This is a genomic window from Eubacterium sp. AF15-50 (assembly GCF_934835595.1).
Lineage (GTDB): Bacteria > Bacillota > Clostridia > Lachnospirales > Lachnospiraceae > Eubacterium_G > Eubacterium_G segne.
Map to the genome: position 1 here is coordinate 17,447 of NZ_CAKVZL010000010.1, position 22,558 is coordinate 40,004.

Annotated in this window: 23 protein-coding genes, 2 tRNA genes and 1 other RNA gene; 5 read left to right on the top strand and 21 right to left on the bottom strand. The window is 35.1% G+C overall.

Features of this window, described 5'->3' with window-relative positions:
• Positions 1-51: 51 nt before the first annotated feature.
• The 4 genes from secD to Q5O73_RS02405 all read right to left on the bottom strand — a co-directional run bounded on the left by secD (position 52) and on the right by Q5O73_RS02405 (position 4,420).
• Entirely contained in the window at positions 52-2,307 is a 2,256-nt protein-coding gene (gene secD / locus Q5O73_RS02390) for a protein translocase subunit SecD (RefSeq protein ID WP_302668966.1), read from the bottom strand.
• Between the two features lie 18 nt (positions 2,308-2,325).
• The gene (gene scfB, locus Q5O73_RS02395; protein ID WP_021952876.1) at positions 2,326-3,687 is read right to left on the bottom strand and encodes a thioether cross-link-forming SCIFF peptide maturase; all 1,362 of its coding nucleotides are present in this window, start codon (positions 3,685-3,687) and stop codon (positions 2,326-2,328) included.
• Between the two features lie 78 nt (positions 3,688-3,765).
• Positions 3,766-3,906: a six-cysteine ranthipeptide SCIFF gene (gene scfA / locus Q5O73_RS02400; protein ID WP_021952875.1), complete on the bottom strand. Its 141-nt coding sequence runs from the start codon at positions 3,904-3,906 to the stop codon at positions 3,766-3,768.
• 157 nt (positions 3,907-4,063) lie between these two features.
• Positions 4,064-4,420, bottom strand: a complete 357-nt coding sequence (locus Q5O73_RS02405) for a TIGR04086 family membrane protein (protein ID WP_302668967.1) — start codon at positions 4,418-4,420, stop codon at positions 4,064-4,066.
• Between the two features lie 160 nt (positions 4,421-4,580).
• Between Q5O73_RS02405 and Q5O73_RS02410 the strand changes: the two genes are divergently transcribed.
• Positions 4,581-5,882: an HlyC/CorC family transporter gene (locus Q5O73_RS02410; protein WP_021952873.1), complete on the top strand. Its 1,302-nt coding sequence runs from the start codon at positions 4,581-4,583 to the stop codon at positions 5,880-5,882.
• Between the two features lie 335 nt (positions 5,883-6,217).
• Here the strand turns inward: Q5O73_RS02410 and Q5O73_RS02415 are convergent, their stop codons facing one another.
• From Q5O73_RS02415 to pyrB, 4 genes are all read right to left on the bottom strand, one after another.
• Positions 6,218-6,595, bottom strand: a complete 378-nt coding sequence (locus Q5O73_RS02415) for a DUF2085 domain-containing protein (RefSeq protein ID WP_118588522.1) — start codon at positions 6,593-6,595, stop codon at positions 6,218-6,220.
• A gap of 9 nt (positions 6,596-6,604) precedes the next feature.
• Entirely contained in the window at positions 6,605-6,940 is a 336-nt protein-coding gene (locus Q5O73_RS02420; protein ID WP_302668968.1) for a zinc ribbon domain-containing protein, read from the bottom strand.
• A 211-nt stretch (positions 6,941-7,151) separates the two neighbouring features.
• Positions 7,152-7,592: an aspartate carbamoyltransferase regulatory subunit gene (locus Q5O73_RS02425; RefSeq protein WP_021952871.1), complete on the bottom strand. Its 441-nt coding sequence runs from the start codon at positions 7,590-7,592 to the stop codon at positions 7,152-7,154.
• Between the two features lies 1 nt (position 7,593).
• The gene (gene pyrB, locus Q5O73_RS02430; RefSeq protein ID WP_021952870.1) at positions 7,594-8,508 is read right to left on the bottom strand and encodes an aspartate carbamoyltransferase; all 915 of its coding nucleotides are present in this window, start codon (positions 8,506-8,508) and stop codon (positions 7,594-7,596) included.
• A gap of 239 nt (positions 8,509-8,747) precedes the next feature.
• Here pyrB and Q5O73_RS02435 point away from each other — a divergent pair, with 239 nt between their 5' ends.
• Positions 8,748-9,572: a purine-nucleoside phosphorylase gene (locus Q5O73_RS02435; RefSeq protein ID WP_302668969.1), complete on the top strand. Its 825-nt coding sequence runs from the start codon at positions 8,748-8,750 to the stop codon at positions 9,570-9,572.
• A 3-nt stretch (positions 9,573-9,575) separates the two neighbouring features.
• On the opposite strand, the gene rnpB is transcribed toward Q5O73_RS02435, so the two are convergent.
• The 5 genes from rnpB to Q5O73_RS02460 all read right to left on the bottom strand — a co-directional run bounded on the left by rnpB (position 9,576) and on the right by Q5O73_RS02460 (position 15,148).
• An RNA gene (gene rnpB / locus Q5O73_RS02440) (RNase P RNA component class A) lies at positions 9,576-9,920 on the bottom strand.
• Between the two features lie 94 nt (positions 9,921-10,014).
• Entirely contained in the window at positions 10,015-11,670 is a 1,656-nt protein-coding gene (locus Q5O73_RS02445; RefSeq protein ID WP_021952868.1) for a nucleoside kinase, read from the bottom strand.
• The gene (locus tag Q5O73_RS02450) at positions 11,663-12,343 is read right to left on the bottom strand and encodes a class I SAM-dependent methyltransferase (RefSeq protein WP_302668970.1); all 681 of its coding nucleotides are present in this window, start codon (positions 12,341-12,343) and stop codon (positions 11,663-11,665) included. Before Q5O73_RS02450 ends, Q5O73_RS02445 begins: the two co-directional genes overlap by 8 nt.
• Positions 12,344-12,358: 15 nt before the next feature.
• Positions 12,359-14,119, bottom strand: a complete 1,761-nt coding sequence (dnaG, locus tag Q5O73_RS02455; protein ID WP_021952866.1) for a DNA primase — start codon at positions 14,117-14,119, stop codon at positions 12,359-12,361.
• 21 nt (positions 14,120-14,140) lie between these two features.
• Positions 14,141-15,148, bottom strand: a complete 1,008-nt coding sequence (locus tag Q5O73_RS02460) for a deoxyguanosinetriphosphate triphosphohydrolase (RefSeq protein ID WP_302668971.1) — start codon at positions 15,146-15,148, stop codon at positions 14,141-14,143.
• 120 nt (positions 15,149-15,268) lie between these two features.
• On the opposite strand from Q5O73_RS02460, the gene Q5O73_RS02465 reads away from it, so the two are divergent.
• From Q5O73_RS02465 to Q5O73_RS02475, 3 genes are all read left to right on the top strand, one after another.
• Complete coding sequence (locus Q5O73_RS02465) at positions 15,269-15,508, top strand: hypothetical protein (RefSeq protein ID WP_302668972.1); 240 nt, start codon at positions 15,269-15,271, stop codon at positions 15,506-15,508.
• Positions 15,473-15,557, top strand: a tRNA-Leu gene (locus Q5O73_RS02470). Before Q5O73_RS02465 ends, Q5O73_RS02470 begins: the two co-directional genes overlap by 36 nt.
• Positions 15,558-15,622: 65 nt before the next feature.
• A tRNA-Leu gene (locus Q5O73_RS02475) sits at positions 15,623-15,707 on the top strand.
• Between the two features lie 183 nt (positions 15,708-15,890).
• Here Q5O73_RS02475 and Q5O73_RS02480 read toward each other — a convergent pair.
• The 8 genes from Q5O73_RS02480 to Q5O73_RS02515 all read right to left on the bottom strand — a co-directional run.
• Positions 15,891-16,541, bottom strand: a complete 651-nt coding sequence (locus tag Q5O73_RS02480; protein WP_302668973.1) for a DUF4340 domain-containing protein — start codon at positions 16,539-16,541, stop codon at positions 15,891-15,893.
• Positions 16,541-18,826: a Gldg family protein gene (locus Q5O73_RS02485; RefSeq protein ID WP_302668974.1), complete on the bottom strand. Its 2,286-nt coding sequence runs from the start codon at positions 18,824-18,826 to the stop codon at positions 16,541-16,543. The genes Q5O73_RS02480 and Q5O73_RS02485 overlap by 1 nt, the downstream gene beginning before the upstream one ends.
• A complete protein-coding gene (locus tag Q5O73_RS02490) occupies positions 18,826-19,887 on the bottom strand; it encodes an ABC transporter ATP-binding protein (protein ID WP_302668975.1) in 1,062 nt (353 codons plus the stop codon). The genes Q5O73_RS02485 and Q5O73_RS02490 overlap by 1 nt, the downstream gene beginning before the upstream one ends.
• 217 nt (positions 19,888-20,104) lie before the next feature.
• A complete protein-coding gene (rplT, locus tag Q5O73_RS02495) occupies positions 20,105-20,461 on the bottom strand; it encodes a 50S ribosomal protein L20 (protein ID WP_021952860.1) in 357 nt (118 codons plus the stop codon).
• Between the two features lie 63 nt (positions 20,462-20,524).
• Positions 20,525-20,722, bottom strand: coding sequence for a 50S ribosomal protein L35 (gene rpmI / locus Q5O73_RS02500; protein ID WP_021952859.1), 198 nt, complete (start codon positions 20,720-20,722; stop codon positions 20,525-20,527).
• Between the two features lie 31 nt (positions 20,723-20,753).
• Positions 20,754-21,248 carry a translation initiation factor IF-3 gene (infC, locus tag Q5O73_RS02505; protein WP_021952858.1) on the bottom strand — a complete coding sequence of 165 codons (495 nt, stop codon included), beginning with the start codon at positions 21,246-21,248 and terminating at the stop codon, positions 20,754-20,756.
• Positions 21,249-21,530: 282 nt separating this feature from the next.
• On the bottom strand, positions 21,531-21,848 hold the full coding sequence (locus Q5O73_RS02510) for a DUF1540 domain-containing protein (RefSeq protein ID WP_021952857.1): 318 nt from the start codon (positions 21,846-21,848) through the stop codon (positions 21,531-21,533).
• Between the two features lie 75 nt (positions 21,849-21,923).
• A partial coding sequence (locus tag Q5O73_RS02515; protein WP_302668976.1) for a His/Gly/Thr/Pro-type tRNA ligase C-terminal domain-containing protein occupies positions 21,924-22,558 on the bottom strand: 635 nt, incomplete at its 5' end.

Genomic DNA, 22,558 nt, shown 5'->3' on the forward strand with positions numbered 1-22,558 from the left:
AAAAAGAAAAACGGCACCACCATTTAGATGGTACCGTTAAATACTTCTTAATTATTTTTCTTTGTCGTACTGTTTACCTTTTAATACATACCACAATGCACCTGTAACAAATACTGATGAATAAGCACCGGCTACGATACCTACCATTAATGGTGTTGTAAACTCTTTAATTGATGAAACACCCATAACGAATATCATAAATACAGCAACAAATGTAGTTAATGATGTGTAGATACTTCTTGTAAGTGTTTCTGTGATACTTCTGTCAATAAGACCAATCATTGTTTCACCACGCTTCATAACTGCCTTATTTTCTCTAATTCTGTCAAAGATAACAATTGTAGCGTTTATTGAGTAACCTACTATTGTAAGAAGGCAGGCAATAAACGTTGTTCCAACTGTAAGTCTTGACAATGAATAGAAACCAACAACTATAAGTACATCATGAACTAATGCTATAACAGCTGCTAAAGCAAACTGAATATTCTTAAATCTTAACCAGATGTAAATCAACATACAAATTGTAGCAAGAGCTGTAGCAACAACGGCATCTCTTCTCATTTCAGCACTGATTGTATCTGAAATTTCTGTATCATTAAAGTTCTGCTCGTCATCCTTTGCCTGATATTTGTCAATCAAAAGCTTCTTAAATTCGTCCATTTCATCTGATGACATTTTCTTTGTCTTAATAGAGTATAAGCCCTTTGTACCTGTATCCTTCTGAGCCTGTACATCTGATGTATTTAATGTTTTCTGTATTTCAGGTTTAATTGTATCGTTGAATTCATCGATAGTGTAATCCTTATCAAACTGAACGCTTATAGATGTACCACCCTTAAATTCAATACTATAGTTAAATGCTTCATTTCCTGTTGCCACATTGTAAACAATTGAGCCTAAGCCAATAACAATAACAACTATTGAAATTGTAAACCAAACTTTTCTCTTTTCAACAAATTTGATAACGTTCTTTGCTCTTTCCTTGCCATAAAATCCCGGTTTCTGGAATCCCATGTAATATAACATCCATACAATTCCTCTTGAAACAACAAGGGATGTAAATAACTGAATGAAGATACCTATTGCAAGTGTCATGGCAAAGCCCTGAACTGTTCCTGAACCTCTCCAAAGAAGAACTAATGCTGCAATAAGTGTTGTAACGTTACCGTCAACGATAGCTGATGTTGCTTTCTTAAATCCAATAGTGATTGCATTCTTAACTGACTTGCCGGCTGCAATTTCCTCTCTGATACGGGCATAAATAATAACGTTAGCATCAACTGCCATACCGATATTAAGAATAATACCTGCAATACCCGGAAGAGTAAGTGTAAGGTCAAATCCGTTAAGTGCAAGGAGCATTAATTCAACATATGATAATAATGCGAAACCTGCAGCAAGACCAGGCACTCTATATACGAAAAGTAAGAATAATACAATAATAACAAACGCTATCATACCTGCCTGAACACTCTTTGATAAAGCATCTCTACCAAGCTGTGCACTCTGAACACTATGACTTAATTCATCCAGTGAAAGATCAAGTGAACCAATCTTAATATTCTCTGCAAGTGTCTGTGCCTCCTCTAATGTAAAGTTACCTGTGATTTGAGCCTGTCCACCGGTAATTGACTGATTAATTTTCGGGTCACTAAGAACCTCATTGTCATAAATAATGTATGACTGCTGTCCAACATTCTGAGATGTCATTTCACCAAAAGTTTTTGTTCCTGCTGTATTAAACTGTAGGTCTACAGCATTCTCTGCTTTTCCTGTCTTTTCATTAGTTGTTGCCTGACCTTTAGCATCTGAAACACTGTCACCTGTAAGCCATACCTTATAATATCCGTCATACTGTCCACCTGTTGTGTTCTTTAACTGGATATATTCCTTGTTTTTAAGTTGCTCATCTGTAGGTGTTGAATCAGCCTTTGTACAGAAATAAAGTGAACCCGGCTTACCTAATTCTTCAAGAACCTTGTCCGCATCATATGCACCCGGGATTTCAACTGTAATTCTATCATCACCCTGCTTATAAGCTGTAGCTTCTGTACTAAATGTATGAATTCTCTTCTCTAATTTTCCTCTTGTAGCTTCAAGAGAATCACTGTTTAACTTATCACGGTCATCTTTCGATACCTGATATGTAATGCTTACACCACCTTTAAGATCAAGACCCTGTGTAATATACTTAGCCTGTCCGCGATCCCCTACACCAAACAGAATCACATAACCGGCAAAAGCCATTACTGCAAGTGAAAGTATAAAAAATACAATCCCTTTAGTTTTGTTCATTTTAATTTTCATCTTTTAACCTCTTTCTTATCAGTCAGCGTCGGCTAACGCTGCTTTTATCATTATTGAGCATTCCACCCTTTTTCTCTGCATTTCACATCCGATATCATAAGCATCATTAATTGTGCCATGAAAATTATATGAGTTTGCAGCACAACCGCCACTGCAGTAAAATCTTGCAAAGCAGTTTTTACATTTTTCTTTTGAATACACATTACAGTCTCCGAACGTGGAAACAATATCTTTACGGACAATTCCATCATTTACATTTCCCATAAGAAAATCTTCGTTTCCAACAAACTGATGGCATGGGTAAAAATCTCCCCATGGTGTAACTGCAAGATATTCAGTTCCTGAACCACATCCCGATAAGCGCTTATACACGCATGGTCCCTGATTTAAATCAATCATAAAGTGGAAGAAATTAAAGCCTCTGCCTTCCTTCTCACGCTTTATGTATTCAAGTGCAAGTTTATCGTACTCTTCCATTATTGTCGGTAAATCCTCTTCCCTAATGGAATACGGATCTTCTTCCGGGCCAACAACAGGCTCAATTGACATCTGTTTAAATCCTAAATCAGCAAAATGTTTTACATCTTCAGAAAAATCAAGATTATCTCTTGTAAATGTACCTCTTATATAATAATTGGTCTGATTACGGCTTTCTGCAAGCTTTTTGAATTTTGGAACAATAAGGTCGTAACTTCCTTTTCCGTTTCTAAATGGTCTCATTCTGTCGTTGACTTCCTTACGACCATCAAGACTAATTACTACATTAGACATTTCCTTATTCAAATACTCCATAATCTCGTCGTTAAGAAGTACACCATTAGTGGTAAGGGTAAATCTGAATTTCTTGTTGTATGGCTTTTCTAACGAACGTCCATATTCAACTAGCTGCTTTACAACCTCCCAGTTCATTAATGGTTCACCACCAAAGAAGTCTACTTCAAGGTTTACTCTATTGCCTGAATTTTTAACAAGAAAATCCAGGGCTTTCTTTCCAACCTCGAAGCTCATAAGTTCTCTTCTTCCGTGATACTCACCCTCCTCAGCAAAACAATACTTGCATGCCAGGTTACAATCATGGGCTATATGCAGGCACAAAGCCTTAACCACGGTCTGACGGTTCTCCTTAAACTTTTCAACAAACGGCTGATATATGTCTTCGGTAAACAGTTGTCCATCTTTTTTTAATTCTTCTATTTCGTCAATTGCCTCTAAAATATCGGACTCATTATACTTATCCTTCAGTTTATCAACAATTTCAGAAGAAGAAATATCTTCAAACAACTCTATAGCATCATATGTAACGTCGTCAACCACATGCACTGCGCCACTGTTAACGTCCATTACAATGTTATATCCATTGCTTTTATACTGATGAATCACTGTGACTTCCTCCCTTTTTAACGCATTATAACAGAGTCGAAAATTCGGCTCTGTTATAAAATAATGCCATATAAAATTTTATTTGTTTTCGCAAGTCTGGTTTCCTACTGTACAAGAAGTCTTGCAAGCAGACTGACATGATGTCTGACATTCACCGCATCCGCCTTTTTTCATTGTGTCCTTTAATGTTTTTGCATTTAATGTCTTAATATGTTTCATGGTAATCCTCCAAATCTATTTTGTGCTTATTTATGTAAAGCTGCACAAGTCTTAGGTTATTATATCACAATATGGTATTTTTTCAAACGTTTTCTTTATTGTATCAAAATCCTGTTAAAATCGTTTAAAATCATTCCCCTATTATCCTTTCTCCCCTTTAACTAAGCATTCCTCCTATTGTTCCTGCCACCACGGAAACAATACATCCTGAAAAGAGTCCTACACTTCCTGATGAGACGCTTCCTTTTGAAATTAGTGCTGTGAGAAAAATTATTGCAAAATAAATCAGTCCGGCTAATGCTCCCCACACAAATTTTCTGTTTTCCATAACCTTTCCTACTATCACGCCACCACAAAATGACGCAATTCCATAAATTATCAACACCATTATTTTTATTGTTGCCACAGAAGGTGAAATTTTAAGAACCACAAAAGCAATTAGCGCCAACAATACTGTACTTATAATCATTTGTATCAATGTTTCCTTTAAAAATATCACTGCAACTTTTTTCATAATTTATTTACCGGTAATACCAGCCTTTCCTAACGTTTATATAATAATTTATATTATGAAAGCGTATAATTTATTACGGTTTGTTGACTTTAAATTATCTATATTGTACAATCGACTCTAACAGGCTTTTGCCTGAAATATTTTTTATAAGGAGATTTATATGGGACCCAGTGACATAGCTCTGCTATGCATATTATTTGTTTTATTGTTATTCTCGGCGTTTTTTTCATCAGCCGAAACTGCTCTTACTACATTTAGTAAAGTAAGATTGAGAATGCTTGTTGATGACGGAAATAAGAAAGCTATTGTACTTGATAAGGTACTTAGCAATTCCAGAAAGATGCTTAGCACTGTTTTGATAGGTAACAATATTGTTAATATTGCTGCTTCTTCTCTTACAACAGTTTTAGCCCAGCATATTTTTGATGTAAACATAGTTGTCAGCGTTTGCGTAGGCGTACTTACACTTGTCATCATTATTTTTGGTGAAATTATTCCCAAAACGGTAGCAACTCTTCATGCTGAGTCAATTGCATTATCTTATGCAAAGCCAATTAAATTTTTTATGTTTATTTTAACTCCGGTTATTTTTGTGCTGAATCTGTTTTCCAGCTTTCTGTTAAAAATATTCAGAGTTAACGTAAATTTAAATTCAGCAGCTATTACTGAAGATGAATTAAGAACCATTGTGGGGGTTAGTCAGGAAGAGGGTATTATCGAAGATGATGAGTACGATATGATTAACAACGTTTTTGATTTCGGAGACACATGTGCTAAAGACATTATGATTCCTAAGGTTGATATAACCATGGTTCCTATTGATGTTTCATACGATGAGCTTTTATCTGTTATTAAGTCAGATAAATTTACCCGTATACCTGTTTATAAAGATGATACAGATAATATTGTGGGAATTATCAACATTAAAGATATGCTTATAAATGAAGTAAACCGTGTAAATTTTGATGTTAATAAATTAATGCGTGAACCTTATTATACTCACGAAAAAGAAGAGCTTAATGACCTTCTTATAGAAATGAGAAATAATGAGCCCGGAATGTGTATTGTTTTAGATGAATATGGTCAGGCTGAGGGCCTTATTACATTAGAAGATATTGTGGAAGAAATCATAGGTGATATCCACGATGAGTTCGACCAGGCTGAGGAGCTTGCTGTCAGACAAATTGGTGAACATGAATACATTGTTGAAGGCTCAATTAATTTAGATGATTTCAATGACGAATTGGGTACTAATATAGATTCAGAAGATTATGAATCTCTCGGTGGACTTATTATTGAACACTTAGACCGCCTACCAAACAAAGGTGACAGTGTGAAAATTGATAACTGCAAACTTACAGTTATCAAAATGGATGATAAACGAATTGATTTGGTTAAGGTTAAAATTGACCATGAAGATGACACTCCATCTGATGAGGTTAATTCAGAATCTGACAAATAGTTTTGTGGGATATATATAAACGCCCCGTAAGGTATCGATAAATAAATACGAAACATTCCCGTAGATTGTATTATGTATGATATAATTTACGGGATTTTTTATTTCAATATTTTTAGTAATTTTTGGATTTTAATAATGCTTTTATTCTTTTTTTGAATTTATGTGATGCGAGCAGTTGGATTTTAATTTTTATTATATCCATATTCTAGTCATCCCTATTCCAGTCATTTCCATATCTCACCATCTCATCCGCTTCTTAAATATAACTATCAAAAAAGCAGAACTTCAATGTTTTCTTTCGGCATAAAGTTCTGCTTATACTTTAATACGATATTTTATAACTGCGAGTATCTCCATTTTCTTCCAATATCAACCCCTATATTAAAGCAATACGCTGTAGATATCATAAACAACATCATTAAGCCTATTCCAAATAATATGCCCGTAATCAAGCGCTTAGTGTTATTACTTTCATACTTTGTTTTTGCCTGTATCAAACCATCTGTTACAAGTGGAATTAATAAAACAAAAAACACCCATATAGGTAAATTTTTCAAAAAGAAATATCCTATAGGAGTTACTATAATTCCTATAAGTTCACCTGTACACCTTGCGCATATTGGAAACTGTTTTCCATGAAAGAAAAATGAACGTTCAGGTCTTTGATGGCATCCAAATATGATGGGTAGCCATTTACATAACCATCTTTTCATGCCACATTTCTAAAATCCTGTAACACTTGATGAAGCACCATGCATTCCTGCTCCTACGCCTGCTACAATCACTATAATGTAGAATAATATTGAAATACCTACGCTAACTAAAGCACCAATTCCTGCGGCTTTAGCTGTTTTTGGCTTGGTGTCCTTCCACACAAGGAATAAAATCAAACCTGCTAAAGGAATACAACATCCCAGTAGCCCCCAGCCTATTCCTCCATTATCAGATACATATGGTGTGCCATAATCATTATTATGCGTGTTCTTTGTATCTCCTCCACAATATGGGCATTCAACTGCATTGTCATTAATTTCTTTTCCACAATGGTTACAATACATTTTTTCGTCCTCCTATCCTTTGTTATTAAATATATTACCGTTTGATTATAACAATTCATTTATGTAATTTCAATACAAATGGCACATTTTGTCATTTTTCTGCCTTAAGCACAAAAAATCCCACAAAATATAGTATGTTTGCACAAACCAACATTTGTGGGATAAAATCCATATTAATTAAAATTTCAATATAAATCACAAGCTCTTAAATTTACAGTTTTTCCCAAAGTTTGCCCTGCTTTTCTTCACAGTATTGGCAGCTGTATAAACCATTCTTTTTGTCTGTTAGTACAAAAACATGGTCTAACTCCTGCTCAATAGATGTAATGCATCTTGGGTTTTTGCAATGTAATACATTAACAATCTTCTTTGGTAGCTTAAGATCTCTTTTTTCCACTAATTTACCGTCAGTGATAATATCAACTGTGATATTATGATCAATAAATCCTAATATATCAAAATCCACAATATCTAAGGGACCTTCTACTTTAATTATGTCTTTAACTCCCATTTTTTTACTTCTGGCATTTTTAATAATAGCAACCTGGCAATCTAATTTTTCCAAATTAAGATAATGATATATAGCCATTGCCCTTCCTGCCTGAATATGATCTAAAACAAAGCCATTTGTTATTTCATCTATATTTAGCATATTATACTTCCACCTCCAACAATGTCAAAATAAGTGCCATTCTCACATACACACCAAACTGTGCCTGCTTAAAGTACACAGCCCTTGGGTCATCATCTACTTCAACAGCAATTTCATTAACTCTTGGCAGTGGATGCAAAATCAGCATATCATCTTTTGCTGATTTTAGTTTCTTTTTGTCCAAAATAAAGCTATCTTTAAGTCTTATATAATCCTCTTCATTAAAGAATCTTTCCCTTTGAACCCTTGTCATATAAAGCAAATCAAGCCCACCAATTACATCTTCAAGTCTTGACACCTCTTCATACTGAGCTCCTGCTTCTTTTATATTTTCAATGATATATCCCGGAACCTTAAGCTCCGCCGGTGAAATAAGGACAAATTTTACATTATCATATCTAAGCAATGCGTTAATAAGCGAATGCACTGTTCTTCCAAATTTCAAGTCACCACACAATCCAATTGTAATATTATCAAGTCTACCCTTAAGGGTTCTTATTGTCATTAAATCCGTCAAAGTCTGGGTAGGATGCTGATGTCCTCCATCCCCTGCGTTAATAACAGGAATACCTGATTTTTTAGCTGCAACTAAGGCTGCACCTTCCTTCGGGTGTCTCATGGCACATATGTCTGCATAACATGATATAATTCGTATGGTGTCTGAAACGCTCTCCCCTTTAGATGCGGAGCTTGATGATGCCTCGGAAAATCCCAAAACACTTCCGCCTAAATTAAGCATAGCTGCCTCAAAGCTTAGTCTTGTTCTTGTGCTAGGCTCATAAAAAAGAGTGGCAAGTTTCTTTCCTTTGCAACACTCTTTGTATTTTTGAGGATTCCTTTCAATATCGCCGGCTAAATTTAATAACTTATCCAACTCTTCTACAGTAAAATCCAATGGACTAATTAAATGTCTCATTTCACCCTCCATTCATATGTATTTTTTGCTAATAAGATAATACATTATTGAGGTGTAATATTCAAGGGTATTTACTTATTTTTTTTTCACTATTTATTTAATCTTTTTGAATTTATAAATATTACATTTTCCGGTAATCTGGTATACTATTATAAACAAATAATTTTTATGGCAGTGTTTTTCCTTAATTGCTTAGTGATAACGGAAAATCACGCCACATTACAGATAGGAGCAAATTTATGACACCACAATATTATAAAGAATTGGAAAAATATTTAAGTTGTGTTAAGACAAAGATAGATTTTAAGCCTGATGTTGCAATTGTTTTAGGCTCAGGTCTTAACAAACTGGCAAAAAAAATCAATGTAAAGGAAACTATTAGTTACTCAGATATTGATGGATTTCCCATAAGCACCAATAAAATGCACGCAGGAGCTTTTATTTTCGGATATTTAGGTGACGTTCCGGTAGTCGCTATGAACGGAAGAATCCACTACTATGAAGGTTATTCCATGAATCAGGTTGTTTCACCTATTCGTCTTATGAAACTAATGGGTGCAAAAAAGCTTATTCTATCTAACGCCGCCGGTGGAATTAGCGACAACTTAAATGTAGGGGATTTAATGATGATTACAGACCATATTTCATCTTTTGTACCATCTCCTTTAATTGGACCTAACATAGATGAACTCGGCACCCGTTTCCCTGATATGACCAGCATATATGACAGTGAAATATGCAAAAAAATAAAAAACATAGCAAGGGAAAACAATATTGACTTAAAAGCAGGTGTATATCTCCAGACAACCGGACCTAACTACGAAACACCGGCTGAAATTAATATGTACAAACTTCTCGGAGCTGACGCTGTTGGTATGAGTACCGTATGTGAAGCCATTGCCGCCGTTCATTGCGGATTTAAAGTATGTGGAATAAGCTGTATCACCAACAAAGCTGCGGGAATAACCGGAGAGCCTTTAAGTGATGAAGAAGTGGGCGTTGCTGCCTCTAAAGCATCTGATAAGTTTTGTCTTTTAATTGAAGAACTGGTAAAAAGAATATAAAAAAATGCGAGCAAGACTGTAAGCCGGGTTATGTCTTGGATAATCATCTATCTAGACTTATTGTTGCCAACAAGTTCAAGCAACCTACCCGAAAGCTGGCGGGCCACCATATGCTTTCTGCTCGGTCTTGCTTCGGATGGGGTTTACATTGACCTTTGATGTTACCACCAAAGCGGTAGTCTCTTACACTGCCATTTCATCCTTACCTAAAAAGGCGGTTTTATTTCTGTTGCACTTTCCTGGGAGTCACCTCCACCGGCCGTTAGCCGGCATCCTGCCCTGCGAAGCCCGGACTTTCCTCTCCTGCGTCCTTTCGGCAATAGCAGCAGCGATTATCTGTCTTACTCACAATTATTTAAACTAACATAAACTTATTAAATTTTCAAGTATATAAGTTTCTATTTTTCATACATCCACCTTTTCCTGCAAAATTTCACCTGCACTATACCGGGAATATACTTCCACCAACAAACTCCCTAAGTAAAGAATTTTTAGGAATATTTTCCTTTGGCACTGCCAAAACATAATCTAAGAACTTAAGAAGTCGCTTCGCCTCAAAATACTGCTCTGAATCCTTTGGTACGCTAAATAATGCCGGTTCTGCATATGTTTTTATAACTGACAACTCATAAACCATGGCAGAATTATATATGGCATCTGCACTTTCCTGATATGGGAAAATATTTTTTTCTTCTCCCCTTCTAACCCTCTTCCACATTTCAATGGTTCCTTCTGCTGAAGTTCCACGGGTTCTTACATCCCTTACAATTCGTCTCAATAATCTCCAGTCTGATGTGGCAATTCTGTTATGCTCATCGACATTAAGCGGTGTCAGGGCACTTACATAAATTTTGTATTTTTTGTCACTTGGAAGGCTGTATGAAACTGCATCGTTAAGGCAATGTATTCCCTCAATTATCAGCACATCATCTTCCCCTAACTGAAGATATTTGCCATCAAAAACTCTTTTCCCCACAACAAAGTCAAAATCCGGTAATTCTACCCTTTTACCTGCCAAAAGCTGTGTCATCTGTTCATTGAAAAATTCAATATCTACAGCCTCTACCACCTCGTAGTCTAACTTTCCATCTTCATCTACAGGCGTATCCTCTCTATTGACAAAATAGCTATCCATTGGTATCGGATGAGGTTTTAATCCCTGAGCTATGAGCTGAACTGCAAGCCGGTGAGAAAATGAGGTTTTACCTGATGATGAAGGACCTGCAATCATAATAACCTTTACATCTTTTCGCTTAGCTATGTCCGATGCAATATCGGCGATTTTCTTTTCCTGAATTGCTTCCTGCACCAGCATAATATTATTAATTTCACCACTGGTAATTTTATCGTTTATCTGACCGATAGTTGAAACCCCCAGCATCTTTGCCCACGAAGTAGTTTCCTTAAGCGTATTGTAAACCTTATTCTGGGGCTTAAATTCCGGAACTTCCTTTGGATTTTCTTTTGTTGGAAGTTGCAATACAAAACCTTCATCATAAGGAATCAAATCAAAGTATTTAAGACATCCTGTAGAATATGCCATATATCCATAGAAATAGTCCTCAAAGCCTTCCATTTTGTAAACATTTACAGTTGAAGCTCTCCTGTACTTAAGAAGATGTTCCTTATCCTTCATACCGTATCTTCCAAACTTTTCAATGGCCTTAGCCACTGATACAACCTCTTTTGTAATTAAAATATCACGTTTTACAAGAGCATTCATTTCTTCTTTAACCTGTTTGACAAAAGCATTGTCTACTTTAATGCCTCCGTCCACTGCACAGTAATAGCCTTTGCTAACAGAATGTTCAACAGATATTTTTCCTACATTTGACCTTCCTGCCACCTTATAAAATGCCTTTAGCATCATAAAGGTAACACTTCTTTTGTAACATTCGCTGCCAATGTGACTGGCTGTAGTTATAAATTTTATTATACAGTTTTCCGTTAAAACATTAGACAGCTCACTTAATTTGCCGTTACACACAGCTAAAATTATGTCATTTTCGTAAAACTTTTTAAAATCCTTTGCTATTTCATAAATTGTTGTTCCATCTTCATATTCGTATGATACATTTCCTATGTTTACACTAATCATATATCCTGTACGCCTCCCTGTTTAAATAAATTATATTTTCAACTTCCTGCATATTATCACTTTTATTTGCTTTCATTTTTTCAAAGATCTCTGCAAATTTTAAATATTCTTTTTCTAAATACACTTTTAAAACCAAATCTTTATTGTCTAATAGTATTTTTCCATATTTCAACTCCACATCACTATACATATGAAGTTTTTCGTCATTTTTTAATGCTTTTATAATCGTGTAATATTTTCCACTGTCTATCAGCATTTTTTCATCAATTATTTCCCAGTTATTTTCAAGGAGATCCTTTCTTACTAAGTCAACCCTTCTGTGGGGAGACAAAACCAGTTCATTTATGCCTTTTATGTTTTTTCCACGACTTAATATATCTACAATCAAATCTCCACCCATTCCGGAAATAATTACCCCGTCTACCATATTGTCCTTTAGTTTTTCCATTCCATTTGACTGAATAGTTTCTATCTTGTCGCTAAGACCATGAATCGCAATATTTTTGTCCGCTATTTTTAGAGGACCTTCATTAATATCCATGGCATAAACCTTACTACAAATAGAATTTTCTACTAAATATATAGGCACATACCCATGGTCTGTACCTATATCTGCGACTTTTTTTCCTTTAGTAACCATACCGGCCACTGCTTTTAATCTTTCTGAAATCATATATTAACCACTCATCTAATTTAATGAAACATGTATTTTCTGTAACATACTCTGTTCTTTTATTATCTGTTGTAACTGGGCAATATCCGATGCCTCAGCCGCCTTTTTGTCAAGACTCTCTTTTTTGATTTTTAAAACAGCATCATTTATAGCCTTTTCCTGCTCTGCCAAATCTAAATTAGCTCTTATAGGTGACACGAAAAGTTCTGCCACCATTTTATGTTCAGCTTCATCAGTAAAATAATTCATAATTTTGGCAGGATTTGCCTCACCATTTTCCATTTGCTCCCAAAAAAGTGAAGCAACCTTTCTGTAGAAATCGTCTATAAAATCCTCAGGGGAAATAACCTTTGCCACCTTGTTAAACCAATCCGTTCTGTCTAGAACCGAAGCTAAAAGTATTCTTTGAGCCTGCATAGAAGCATCTTCTTTTTTTTGTTTTTTCTCCTGATAATCTTCGTAGGTTTCCTTTTCTTCCTTACCTACATAAGTAAGTCCGGTCTTTTTTACCAGCTTGGCGAGACCATCCTTTGGTATTTTAAAAATCTCACACACAGATTCGATATAATTTTCCCTTTCAATTTCATCGTTAAAATCAAGAATCATTTCAGCAACCTTTTTATGAAATGCTGTTTTTTCCTGCGGGTCAGACATATTGTATTTTTTTTGTTCCATGGCAACCTGAAAAATAAAATAATTTGTGGCATTTTTTATTCTCTCTTCATATGCCTCTTTTCCCATTGCCTTAATAAATTCATCAGGGTCCTTATAAGGTTTCATTGATAAAACCTTAATTGACAGTCCCACATCCCTTAAATAAGGGATTGCCCTGAGAGCCGCCTTTATTCCTGCCTCATCACTGTCAAAAGTAAGAACAACCTCTTTAACATATCTTTTAATTAAAGATGCATGCCTTGATGTAAATGCCGTTCCAAGAGCTGCCACTGCGTTATTAAAGCCTGCCTGATGAAGGCTTATAACATCCATATATCCCTCGCAAATAAGCATATAATCCTTTCTGGAGCTTCTGGCAACATTTAATCCATAAAGATTACGGCTTTTGTCAAAAACCTTTGTTTCCGGGGAATTTAAGTATTTAGGCTTACCATCTCCCATTACACGGCCTCCAAAGGCTATGACTCTGTTATTAGCATCCATTATGGGAAACATAACACGATTCCAGAATTTGTCATTTACCCCACGTTTTTCGTCGTAGGTAAACAATCCTGTCTCTTTTAATTCTGAATCATTATAACCCTTGTTTTTTAAGTATTTGTAAAGGTTATCGCTATATTTATCAGAATATCCCAGACCAAATCTTAATATAGTTTCATCAGATAACTTTCTCCCTGAAAGATAGTTATATGCCAGCTTTCCTCTTTCTGACTTTAACAGATAGTGATAATATTTGGCGGCTTCTGTATTTATTTCAATAATTTTTGTTTTTAAATCCTTTTCCTGCTTAGCTTCTTTTGAATATTCCATCTTTGGCAACTCAATGCCTGCCCTGTCAGCCAGCACCTCCATTGCTTCAATAAATGTATAATTTTCATATTTCATCAAAAAAGATATTACGTTGCCCCCTTCGCCACATCCAAAGCAGTAATACATCTGTTTATGGGGTGATACGGAAAAAGATGGTGACTTTTCATTGTGAAAAGGACAAAGTCCAAAATAGGAACTGCCTTTTTTCTGTAATTTAACGTAATCCCCTATCACATCAACTATGTCATTTTCCGTTCTTACCTGTTCTATAATATCCTCTGAGTAAAACACTTTATCCTCCTAAATGCCTTATCACATATTCCATGATTTCGGCACAAATATTTTTTCAAATACGGCAACTGAATACTGGTCGCTCATTCCTGCAATATAATCACAAACCACTTGTTCCGGATTTTCTCCCTGCTCATTAATCAGATAAATAAATTCCTGTGGCAGCTTATCAGTATTGTGAAGAAAATAGTCAAACATGATTTTAAGCATCTCCGTAGCTTTGGTTTCCTCACTTTTTGCCCTTGGATTAGTATACACGCTTTTAAACATATAACTTCTAAGTCCCATCATGGCATCGTGTACCTGCTTTGACATTAAGATATCGTCTTTTTCATAGCTGTTTTCCACTATGTCGTGAACTAATTTATCCAATCTCTTCTTAGTAGTATCTCCTAATATTTCCCTGTAAACCGGCGGAATATCTTCTTCACTTATTATTTTTCCTCTTACAGCATCATCAATGTCATGATTAATATAAGCTATTTTATCAGACAATCTCACAACCTTTCCCTCAAGAGTTGAAGGATTTCCACTGGTTCTATGATTTACAATTCCGTCTCTTACCTCTTTTGTAAGATTTAACCCTCTTCCGTTGTTTTCTAATATTTCCACAACACGTATGCTTTGAAGATAATGTTTAAATCCTAAACTACACACTTCATTAAGAGTTCTTTCTCCTGCATGGCCAAAAGGGGTATGACCCAAATCATGTCCCAAAGCAATAGCCTCCGTTAAATCTTCATTTAAATCCAGAGATTTAGCTATGGTTCTTGCTATCTGGGATACTTCTAACGTATGGGTCAGACGGGTTCTGTAATGATCACCCATTGGCGACAAAAAAACCTGCGTCTTATGTTTCAATCTTCTAAAAGATTTGCAATGAATGATTCTGTCTCTGTCCCTTTGATATACTGTTCTTATATCACAAGGTTCCTCATACCTGTCCCTTCCCTTGCTTTCACAACTTAATGCTGCATGGGGACTTAGTGTCTTTTTTTCCAATTCTTCATTTTTCTGTCTGATATTCATAATCTACCTCCGAAAAATGCTCATATCCGGTACCAATACGCATCTACCAATATACATTTTAGTATACAACACATTTTATTATTAATAAAGAGTTGAAAATTTAATGAGAAAGAGCGTTGCATGGAAAAGTTTGAATTTTTGATGGATGTAAAATTGATGAGTTATGTCTGTTTAGAAGAAAATTTTTATTCTATTGTTTTTAGGATATGTTTTTATTATTTTTGGGCTTTTGTGGGAATTTTTAAGTTTTTTTTAACTTTTTTAAAAAAAGTGTTGACACTCCCTTGGCATTATGGTATTATTTTTCTTGCGTTTGAAACGTATGCGGAAGTGTCGGAACTGGCAGACGAGCAAGACTAAGGATCTTGTAAGCATTGCGCTTGTGTGGGTTCAAGTCCCATCTTCCGCATTTTGTTTTTCAAAATGGAAGTCTTTGAGACTTCCATTTTATGTATATAAACAAATATTAATTATGCAGTTGTGGCGGAATTGGCATACGCGCATGATTCAGGTTCATGTCCGGGTTAACTGGGTGTGGGTTCAAGTCCCATCAACTGCATCAAAAATTCTTAAAAGTTGTAGTGTCATACTACTGCTTTTAAGGATTTTTTGTTTGTTAAAAGCTATTCTCCAGCCCAATAGCCTATACTTACCTCCGAAACGCCGACAATGCCTGCCCATAGATACAAAAACTGTTATGCCGGTACCTTCAGTAACCAACACAACAGCTCTTATCTCTTATTTATTCACTTGTTTTCTCTGTACCCGCTTCTCCTAAAGTGGTTTCTTCTGCCTCTTTTCCTGTGGTTGTTTCCTCTACCGTTGTAGTTTCTTCTTCCTTCATGTCATCAACAGTCTTAGAAAAAGCCGTTACTAAATCAGATGATATAACATATACATTGTCATCGCCCTTTACCATCATATAATATTTGGTTGAATCATACGGGTTTGCGTTTCCAATGTATATAATATACTCTTTTCCATCCTTGTCTGTAACCTTGATTGTATTTGTAGCAGCGGCCAACTCATCTTCTGACTTTATGAAGCCATAATCTTCTTCACTGCTTACATTATCAATTTTATCCTCTGCGTCTATTTCTGCCAGTTTTGACAGCATTTCGGACTCAATGGTACTCTTTTTAAGTTTCACGTCTTCCTGGCCTGAAATTTGCCATTTTCCGTCATTTTTCTTAATTTCCAAGGTACTGTTACTTAACACATAAGAAAAACTCTTTACATCCTTGTAGTCATCTAACTGAAAAGAAACTATTTTGCCTGCTCCTTCTTCCTTTTTTTCTTTCTTGTCAAAGTGACTGCTCATAACAAAATATCCAACAATGCAGACAACTAAAACAGCCACAATGACGCCAAACTGAATAAACTGTTTTTTCATTAATATCTTCTCCTTCTAACCCATACTGCTATTCCTGCTAATAACACAATAATAGGTACCACAATTGCAATCAGTATTCCGAACAATCTTGTGCCTGACTCTGTAACTGTAAGTGTAGCCGGAGTCATGCTTTTAGCCGGTACGGATATTGTTTCAACATCCGTTTTAATATATTCTTTTAACGCATTATTTACAATCTGTGTGTTTGAGCTTTGTACCATATTATCTACAGTATCCGCAAGAGAATATACTGAACCGAATACCAACAGATTCGATGTGACAGATGTAGTTGTTTCACTATTAGATGAATCTTCATTTGTTGTTTCTTCGCTTGTTTCAGCTTCACCGTTTGTCTCTTTGTTTCCTGTTGTTGCTTCCTCTGACTTGCTACTCTTGTCACCTGATGTTTTCTTAGTTATTGTTTTTGAGGCAGAAACAACTGTATCAAAAGGTCCTGCCACATCACCTTTTCCCTTCTCATAAGATGTAGCATTAGATGGATTTGTCTTTAATACGGAATTGTCAGAAGTTGATGCTAATGCAGTGTATGAAGCACTTGTATCATCACTTTCTGCCTTCTTTAATCCCATAGTATATGGTGTAAATATATAACTTGTAAGTCCTGATGCATAACCTGTAGAACCTTCAGCAAATCCGTAGAATGGGCCATACTGGGTTGCATAACGTGAACTGTCGTTTTCTGCCACAAGACCATCATAAACCTTAACATTATATTCCTCTAAAATAGAATAGAAATTAGGCTTATCAACACCAACACTGGCTTTTGCCTCTAATGCGGCGATTACATTTCCACCTTCCTTAATGTAGTTCTTTATTACATCAGCTTCATCCTTTGAGTAATCTGTTTCAGGTCCTAGCAAAAGAACTGCTGAACACTCATCAGTAGAAATTGACGATTTGCTTAACAAGTTAATTTCTTCAATTTCACAGTTATACTTTGAAATTATATCCTTCAAATTCTCCATTGTACCAAAATTATTAGAATCTGATACTATTTCGTTATGACCTGTAACCTGATAGATTTTATAGGTAGAATTTGAACGTACATAAGAAATCGCACTATCTAACTGTCCTTCACAGTCATAGGTTGTAGATGCAGATGCACCTGAATAATATGCTGAATTATCTGTAACATAAATGTTATTGTAATCAACAACCTTTGATTTTTTATTTGATGCATTGTATACAATAATACTTCCGGCTGTTGGTGCAGTATCAGTGTATGTTTTGTAGAAGTTAGGGTATCTGTTTGTATCCTTATATTCTACTTTTATGTGTTTTGATGCTGTTTCGTATCTTGCTAATGTCTTTTTAATTGTAGAATCCGCTTCTGACTTAGAAGCCATAACATATAAGGTAATATCCTTATCAAGTCCCTTTAGCATTTTCATTGTATCACTTGAAATAGAGAAAAGGGATGTAGATGTCATATCCGCTGTTGCCCATGCTTCTTTAGATGTTATGGTACCTGCAATAAGGTTTACAAAAACAACCAATGCAACTACAACAGCTATAAAACCTGTACTGAAAATTCCCGTTCCAATAAATTTCTTTGATACATTCCATCTTCTCTTCTGAATTGACTGGCATGTAAGAAACAAAAATACAGCTGTTAAAGATATGTAGTACACAACATTTGACAAAGTAATTACACCATTTAAGAAATCCTGCATAGGTGAATATAAATCAAAACATCCAAGAATTTTTGTGAGAATATTTCCATCTGACGAAATCATGGATGTAAGAGAACCCATTAAGTAGCCAAGAAGTAAAACTACAATACTTAATATTGCAGATATTACCTGACTTTCTGTTAATGATGAAATAAACATGCCAATGGCAATAAATGCAATTCCGTAAAGGAATAATCCGAAAATATTAGTATATGCTGTCTTAAAAGGCATATTTCCGAATTTTGACAAAATCACCGGGTATAAACACATTATAAGAACCGGTATGGCAAAAATCGTTGTTAGTGCCATAAATTTTCCCATTACAATTTTTCCAACTGAAACAGGTGCAGTAAGAATTAACTGGTCAGTTTTGAGCCTTCTTTCATCTGCTATTATTTTCATTGTAAGAATAGGAACCGTAAATACCAGAATAAAGAGACTCTGGTATACCGGATACATACTTGTCAATCCATTTTGTAAATTATAATATACAAAAAATATACCTGCTACTAATGTTGTAACCGCAATAAACAAACATGCGATAACTGATGTAAAATAAGATTTTAACTCTCTTTTATATATTGCAATCATTACTTATTTTCCTCCTTGTGGGATATTTCATTTAACGCTTCAACTTCCTTGTCGATATCCTCCTGAAGCTCCTTTTCAGCTTTGCTTTTACCTATTCTGCGCTTTTTCTTTTCCGGAGCTGCATAATCCTTCGTTAATTCAATAAATATGTCCTCAAGAGTCTTATGCTTAAAGTCCATCTTTAAAATAGGTAATCTACTATTTGCACATGCATAAAAGATTTTCTCACGTACATCATTTTCCCTGTCACTTATAATTGTAAGGTTAACATTATCTGACTTATCAGATTTTGTCATTTCATATTTTCCTACATCTGATACAGTTTCCATCATAGCTGTAACTGCATCCTTGTTGCCTTTAATCTCCATTTCAAGAACATTTTTTCCTGCCATCTGGTCAACTAATTCCTTTTCGCTACCGGCAGCTACCAGACATCCTCTGGAAATAATATATATGTAATCACAAACCTCACTAATCTCTGATAAAATATGAGAGCTTAATATAACAGTATGTTTTTTCCCTAACTGCTTTATAAGCTGTCTGATTTCAATTATCTGTTTGGGATCAAGACCAACTGTTGGTTCATCCAAAATAATTACTTCCGGCATACCAATTAGTGCCTGAGCAATTCCCACTCTTTGCTTATAACCTTTTGACAGATTTCTAATCAGCCTGTTTTCCACCTGATCAGTCTTTGTCATATTTAAGGCATCCTCTATATTCTTTTCTCTTTTGCCTTTAGGTATCTTCTTAAGTTCTGCTACAAATTTCAAATATTCTCTTACAGTCATGTCCTGATAAAGAGGTGGCATTTCCGGAAGGTAGCCTACACACTTTTTTGCCTGTTCCGGTTCCTTAAAAATATCGCGTCCGTCAATTTTTACCGTTCCGGAGGTTGCCCCTATGTAACCGGTTATAATATTCATTGTAGTAGATTTTCCTGCTCCGTTTGGTCCTAAAAACCCGTATACCCGTCCCTTTTCAATTTTTAAATTCAAGTTATCCACGGCTAAGTTATCTCCGTATTTTTTCACAAGATTTTCAATTTCAATAACGCTCATTAATATGCCTCCTACTATTTTAAACCTCATTGATAAATATTATATTTTTATAATGTGTTTTAAATTAGTAAAATTTGTGTTTTAAATTAGTTTATTTTGTGTTTAATTTGTGACCAATGTTACATAAAATAATTTTACTGTAATAAAAAAAGACCTAAAGTGACCATTAATCACTTTAAGCCTTTTTATTAATTAGAATATATAATTAAAAAATATATTATGCTAATTTTTCTTTAGCTGTTTCAACTAACTTTGCAAATCCTTCTGCATCATTAACTGCCATTTCAGCTAACATCTTTCTGTTCATTTCAACGCCTGCTAACTTAAGTCCATACATAAACTTGCTGTATGAAAGTCCGTTAATTCTTGCAGCAGCATTAATTCTTGCAATCCATAACTGTCTGAACTGTCTCTTCTTCTGCTTTCTTCCTGCATATGCGCTTGTCAAAGCTCTCATAACTGACTGCTTCGCTACTCTATACTGTTTTGATCTAGCTCCTCTATAACCTTTAGCGAGCTTTAATACTCTATTATGTTTCTTTTTAGCGTTCATTCCGCCTTTAATTCTTGCCATTTCTATTTCCTCCTACACTAGATTAAAATGCACTGTTCCAATTCACCTTCTAATCTGAAATAATTACAGATAAGGTAAAATTTTCTTCATGTTCTTTACGTTTGTAGCATCAGCTGTAGTTGCTTTTCTAAGATTTCTCTTTCTCTTAGCTGATTTTTTAGTTAAAATATGTGATTTGTAAGCTTTATTTCTTTTAAGCTTTCCTGTACCTGTCTTTTTGAAACGTTTTGCAGCTGCTCTGCTTGTCTTAATTTTTGGCATGTCTTATTCCTCCTTAATAATCATCTAAAGCTTAACGCTTTTTTTCTAAAAACATTGTCATGTTTCTGCCTTCTAATTTTGCCGCTTTGCTAACCTGCGCAATGTCTTCTAACATTTTTGCAAAGTCATCCAAAACATGTGCACTACTACTAATATGAGCCATCTCTCTTCCTCTAAAACGAAGAGTAACCTTTACCTTATCGCCTTTTTCAATAAACTTTCTGGCATTATTTGCCTTAGTTTTTAAATCATTGATTTCAACGTTAGGTGAAAGTCTGATTTCCTTTGTTTCAACAACATGTTGTTTCTTCTTGGCTTCTTTCTCTCTCTTCTGCTGTTCATAACGAAACTTACCATAATCCATTATTTTACATACAGGTGGCTGAGCCTTTGGAGCAATCTTTATTAAATCAAGTTCAGCTTCGTCTGCTAACTTCTGTGCATCTCTTGCAGACATAACGCCTAACTGCTCTCCATTTGTTCCAATAACACGAACTTCTTTATCTCTAATCTGTCCGTTAATCATTAATTCGCTAATAGTATTGCACCTCCAAATTATTTTTCATTTTCAAAACAAAAAAGTGGATAATCCAAACAGATTATCCACTAAAATACAAAAGAAGTGATAAATAAAAATCATTACCACATATAAACCTCGACTCGCCTAATGCGTCTGGGTGAGGGTGGATACCCTGCTTGATTTCACAACATTAGTATACTACCATCATCACTTTTAAATGTCAAGAGTTTATATATATTTTATTTTATTAAATTTTCCGTAACATACGTTCATCACCAAAGGTAATGCTTAGCATGTACATTCAAAGCTTCCACATTCTGTCTGGCTCTGATGTGTTGCACCATTTCCATCAATGGTAATCTGGGATGCATGACATTTACAGTTATCGTTAAATGTGCATCTTACTGCATCGCATCTTACATCAACTGATCCTTCAGGTCCACAGTCACACTTAGAAGAAAAGTTATCTCCCGCTTCCCTAAAATCACCACAGTAGGTTGCATCTGTAACTGTTGCATCTGTACCTCCTACTTTAATGCCATCTCTACAGCACATTGACTCCTTGTTATAGTAACAATTTTTAACAGTACAATTTAACTTTGTCATAATAACCTCCACAATATTAATTTCGGTAAAAACCGATACTAATATTGTGGATTTTTTATTATTAATTATTCAAAACTATTTGCTTTCTTCCATCTCAACTTTTCTGATTTCTTTAGTATCAATTTCCTTACAAATCTGCTCAATAAAAGTATCTAAACTCTTAACACCCTCATCTCCTGCAAATCTGCTTCTAACTGATACAGTACCATCTGCTTCTTCCTGCTGTCCAACCACAAGCATATATGGAAGTTTATCAAGTCTTGCTTCACGAATCTTATATCCGATTTTTTCAGAACGTGAATCAACTGTAACATCAATGTGTCTTGCCTTTAATGCTTTTGCTACAGACTGAGCGTATTCCTCATATTTTTCTGAAATAGGAAGAACTCTAACCTGTTCAGGACAAAGCCATGTTGGGAACTTTCCGGCATATTTTTCAATAAGCCATGCCAATGTTCTTTCATAACATCCGATAGAAGTTCTATGAATAATGTAAGGTCTGACCTTATCACCTTTTTCATCAATATAGTACATATCAAACTGTTCAGCTAACAATGCATCCCACTGTATTGTAATCATTGTATCTTCCTTGCCGTATACATTCTTTGCATTAATATCAACCTTTGGTCCGTAGAATGCAGCTTCTCCCACGTCTTCTACAAAAGGAATATTAAGTTCTGTTAAAACATCTCTGATATCCTGTTCTGTTT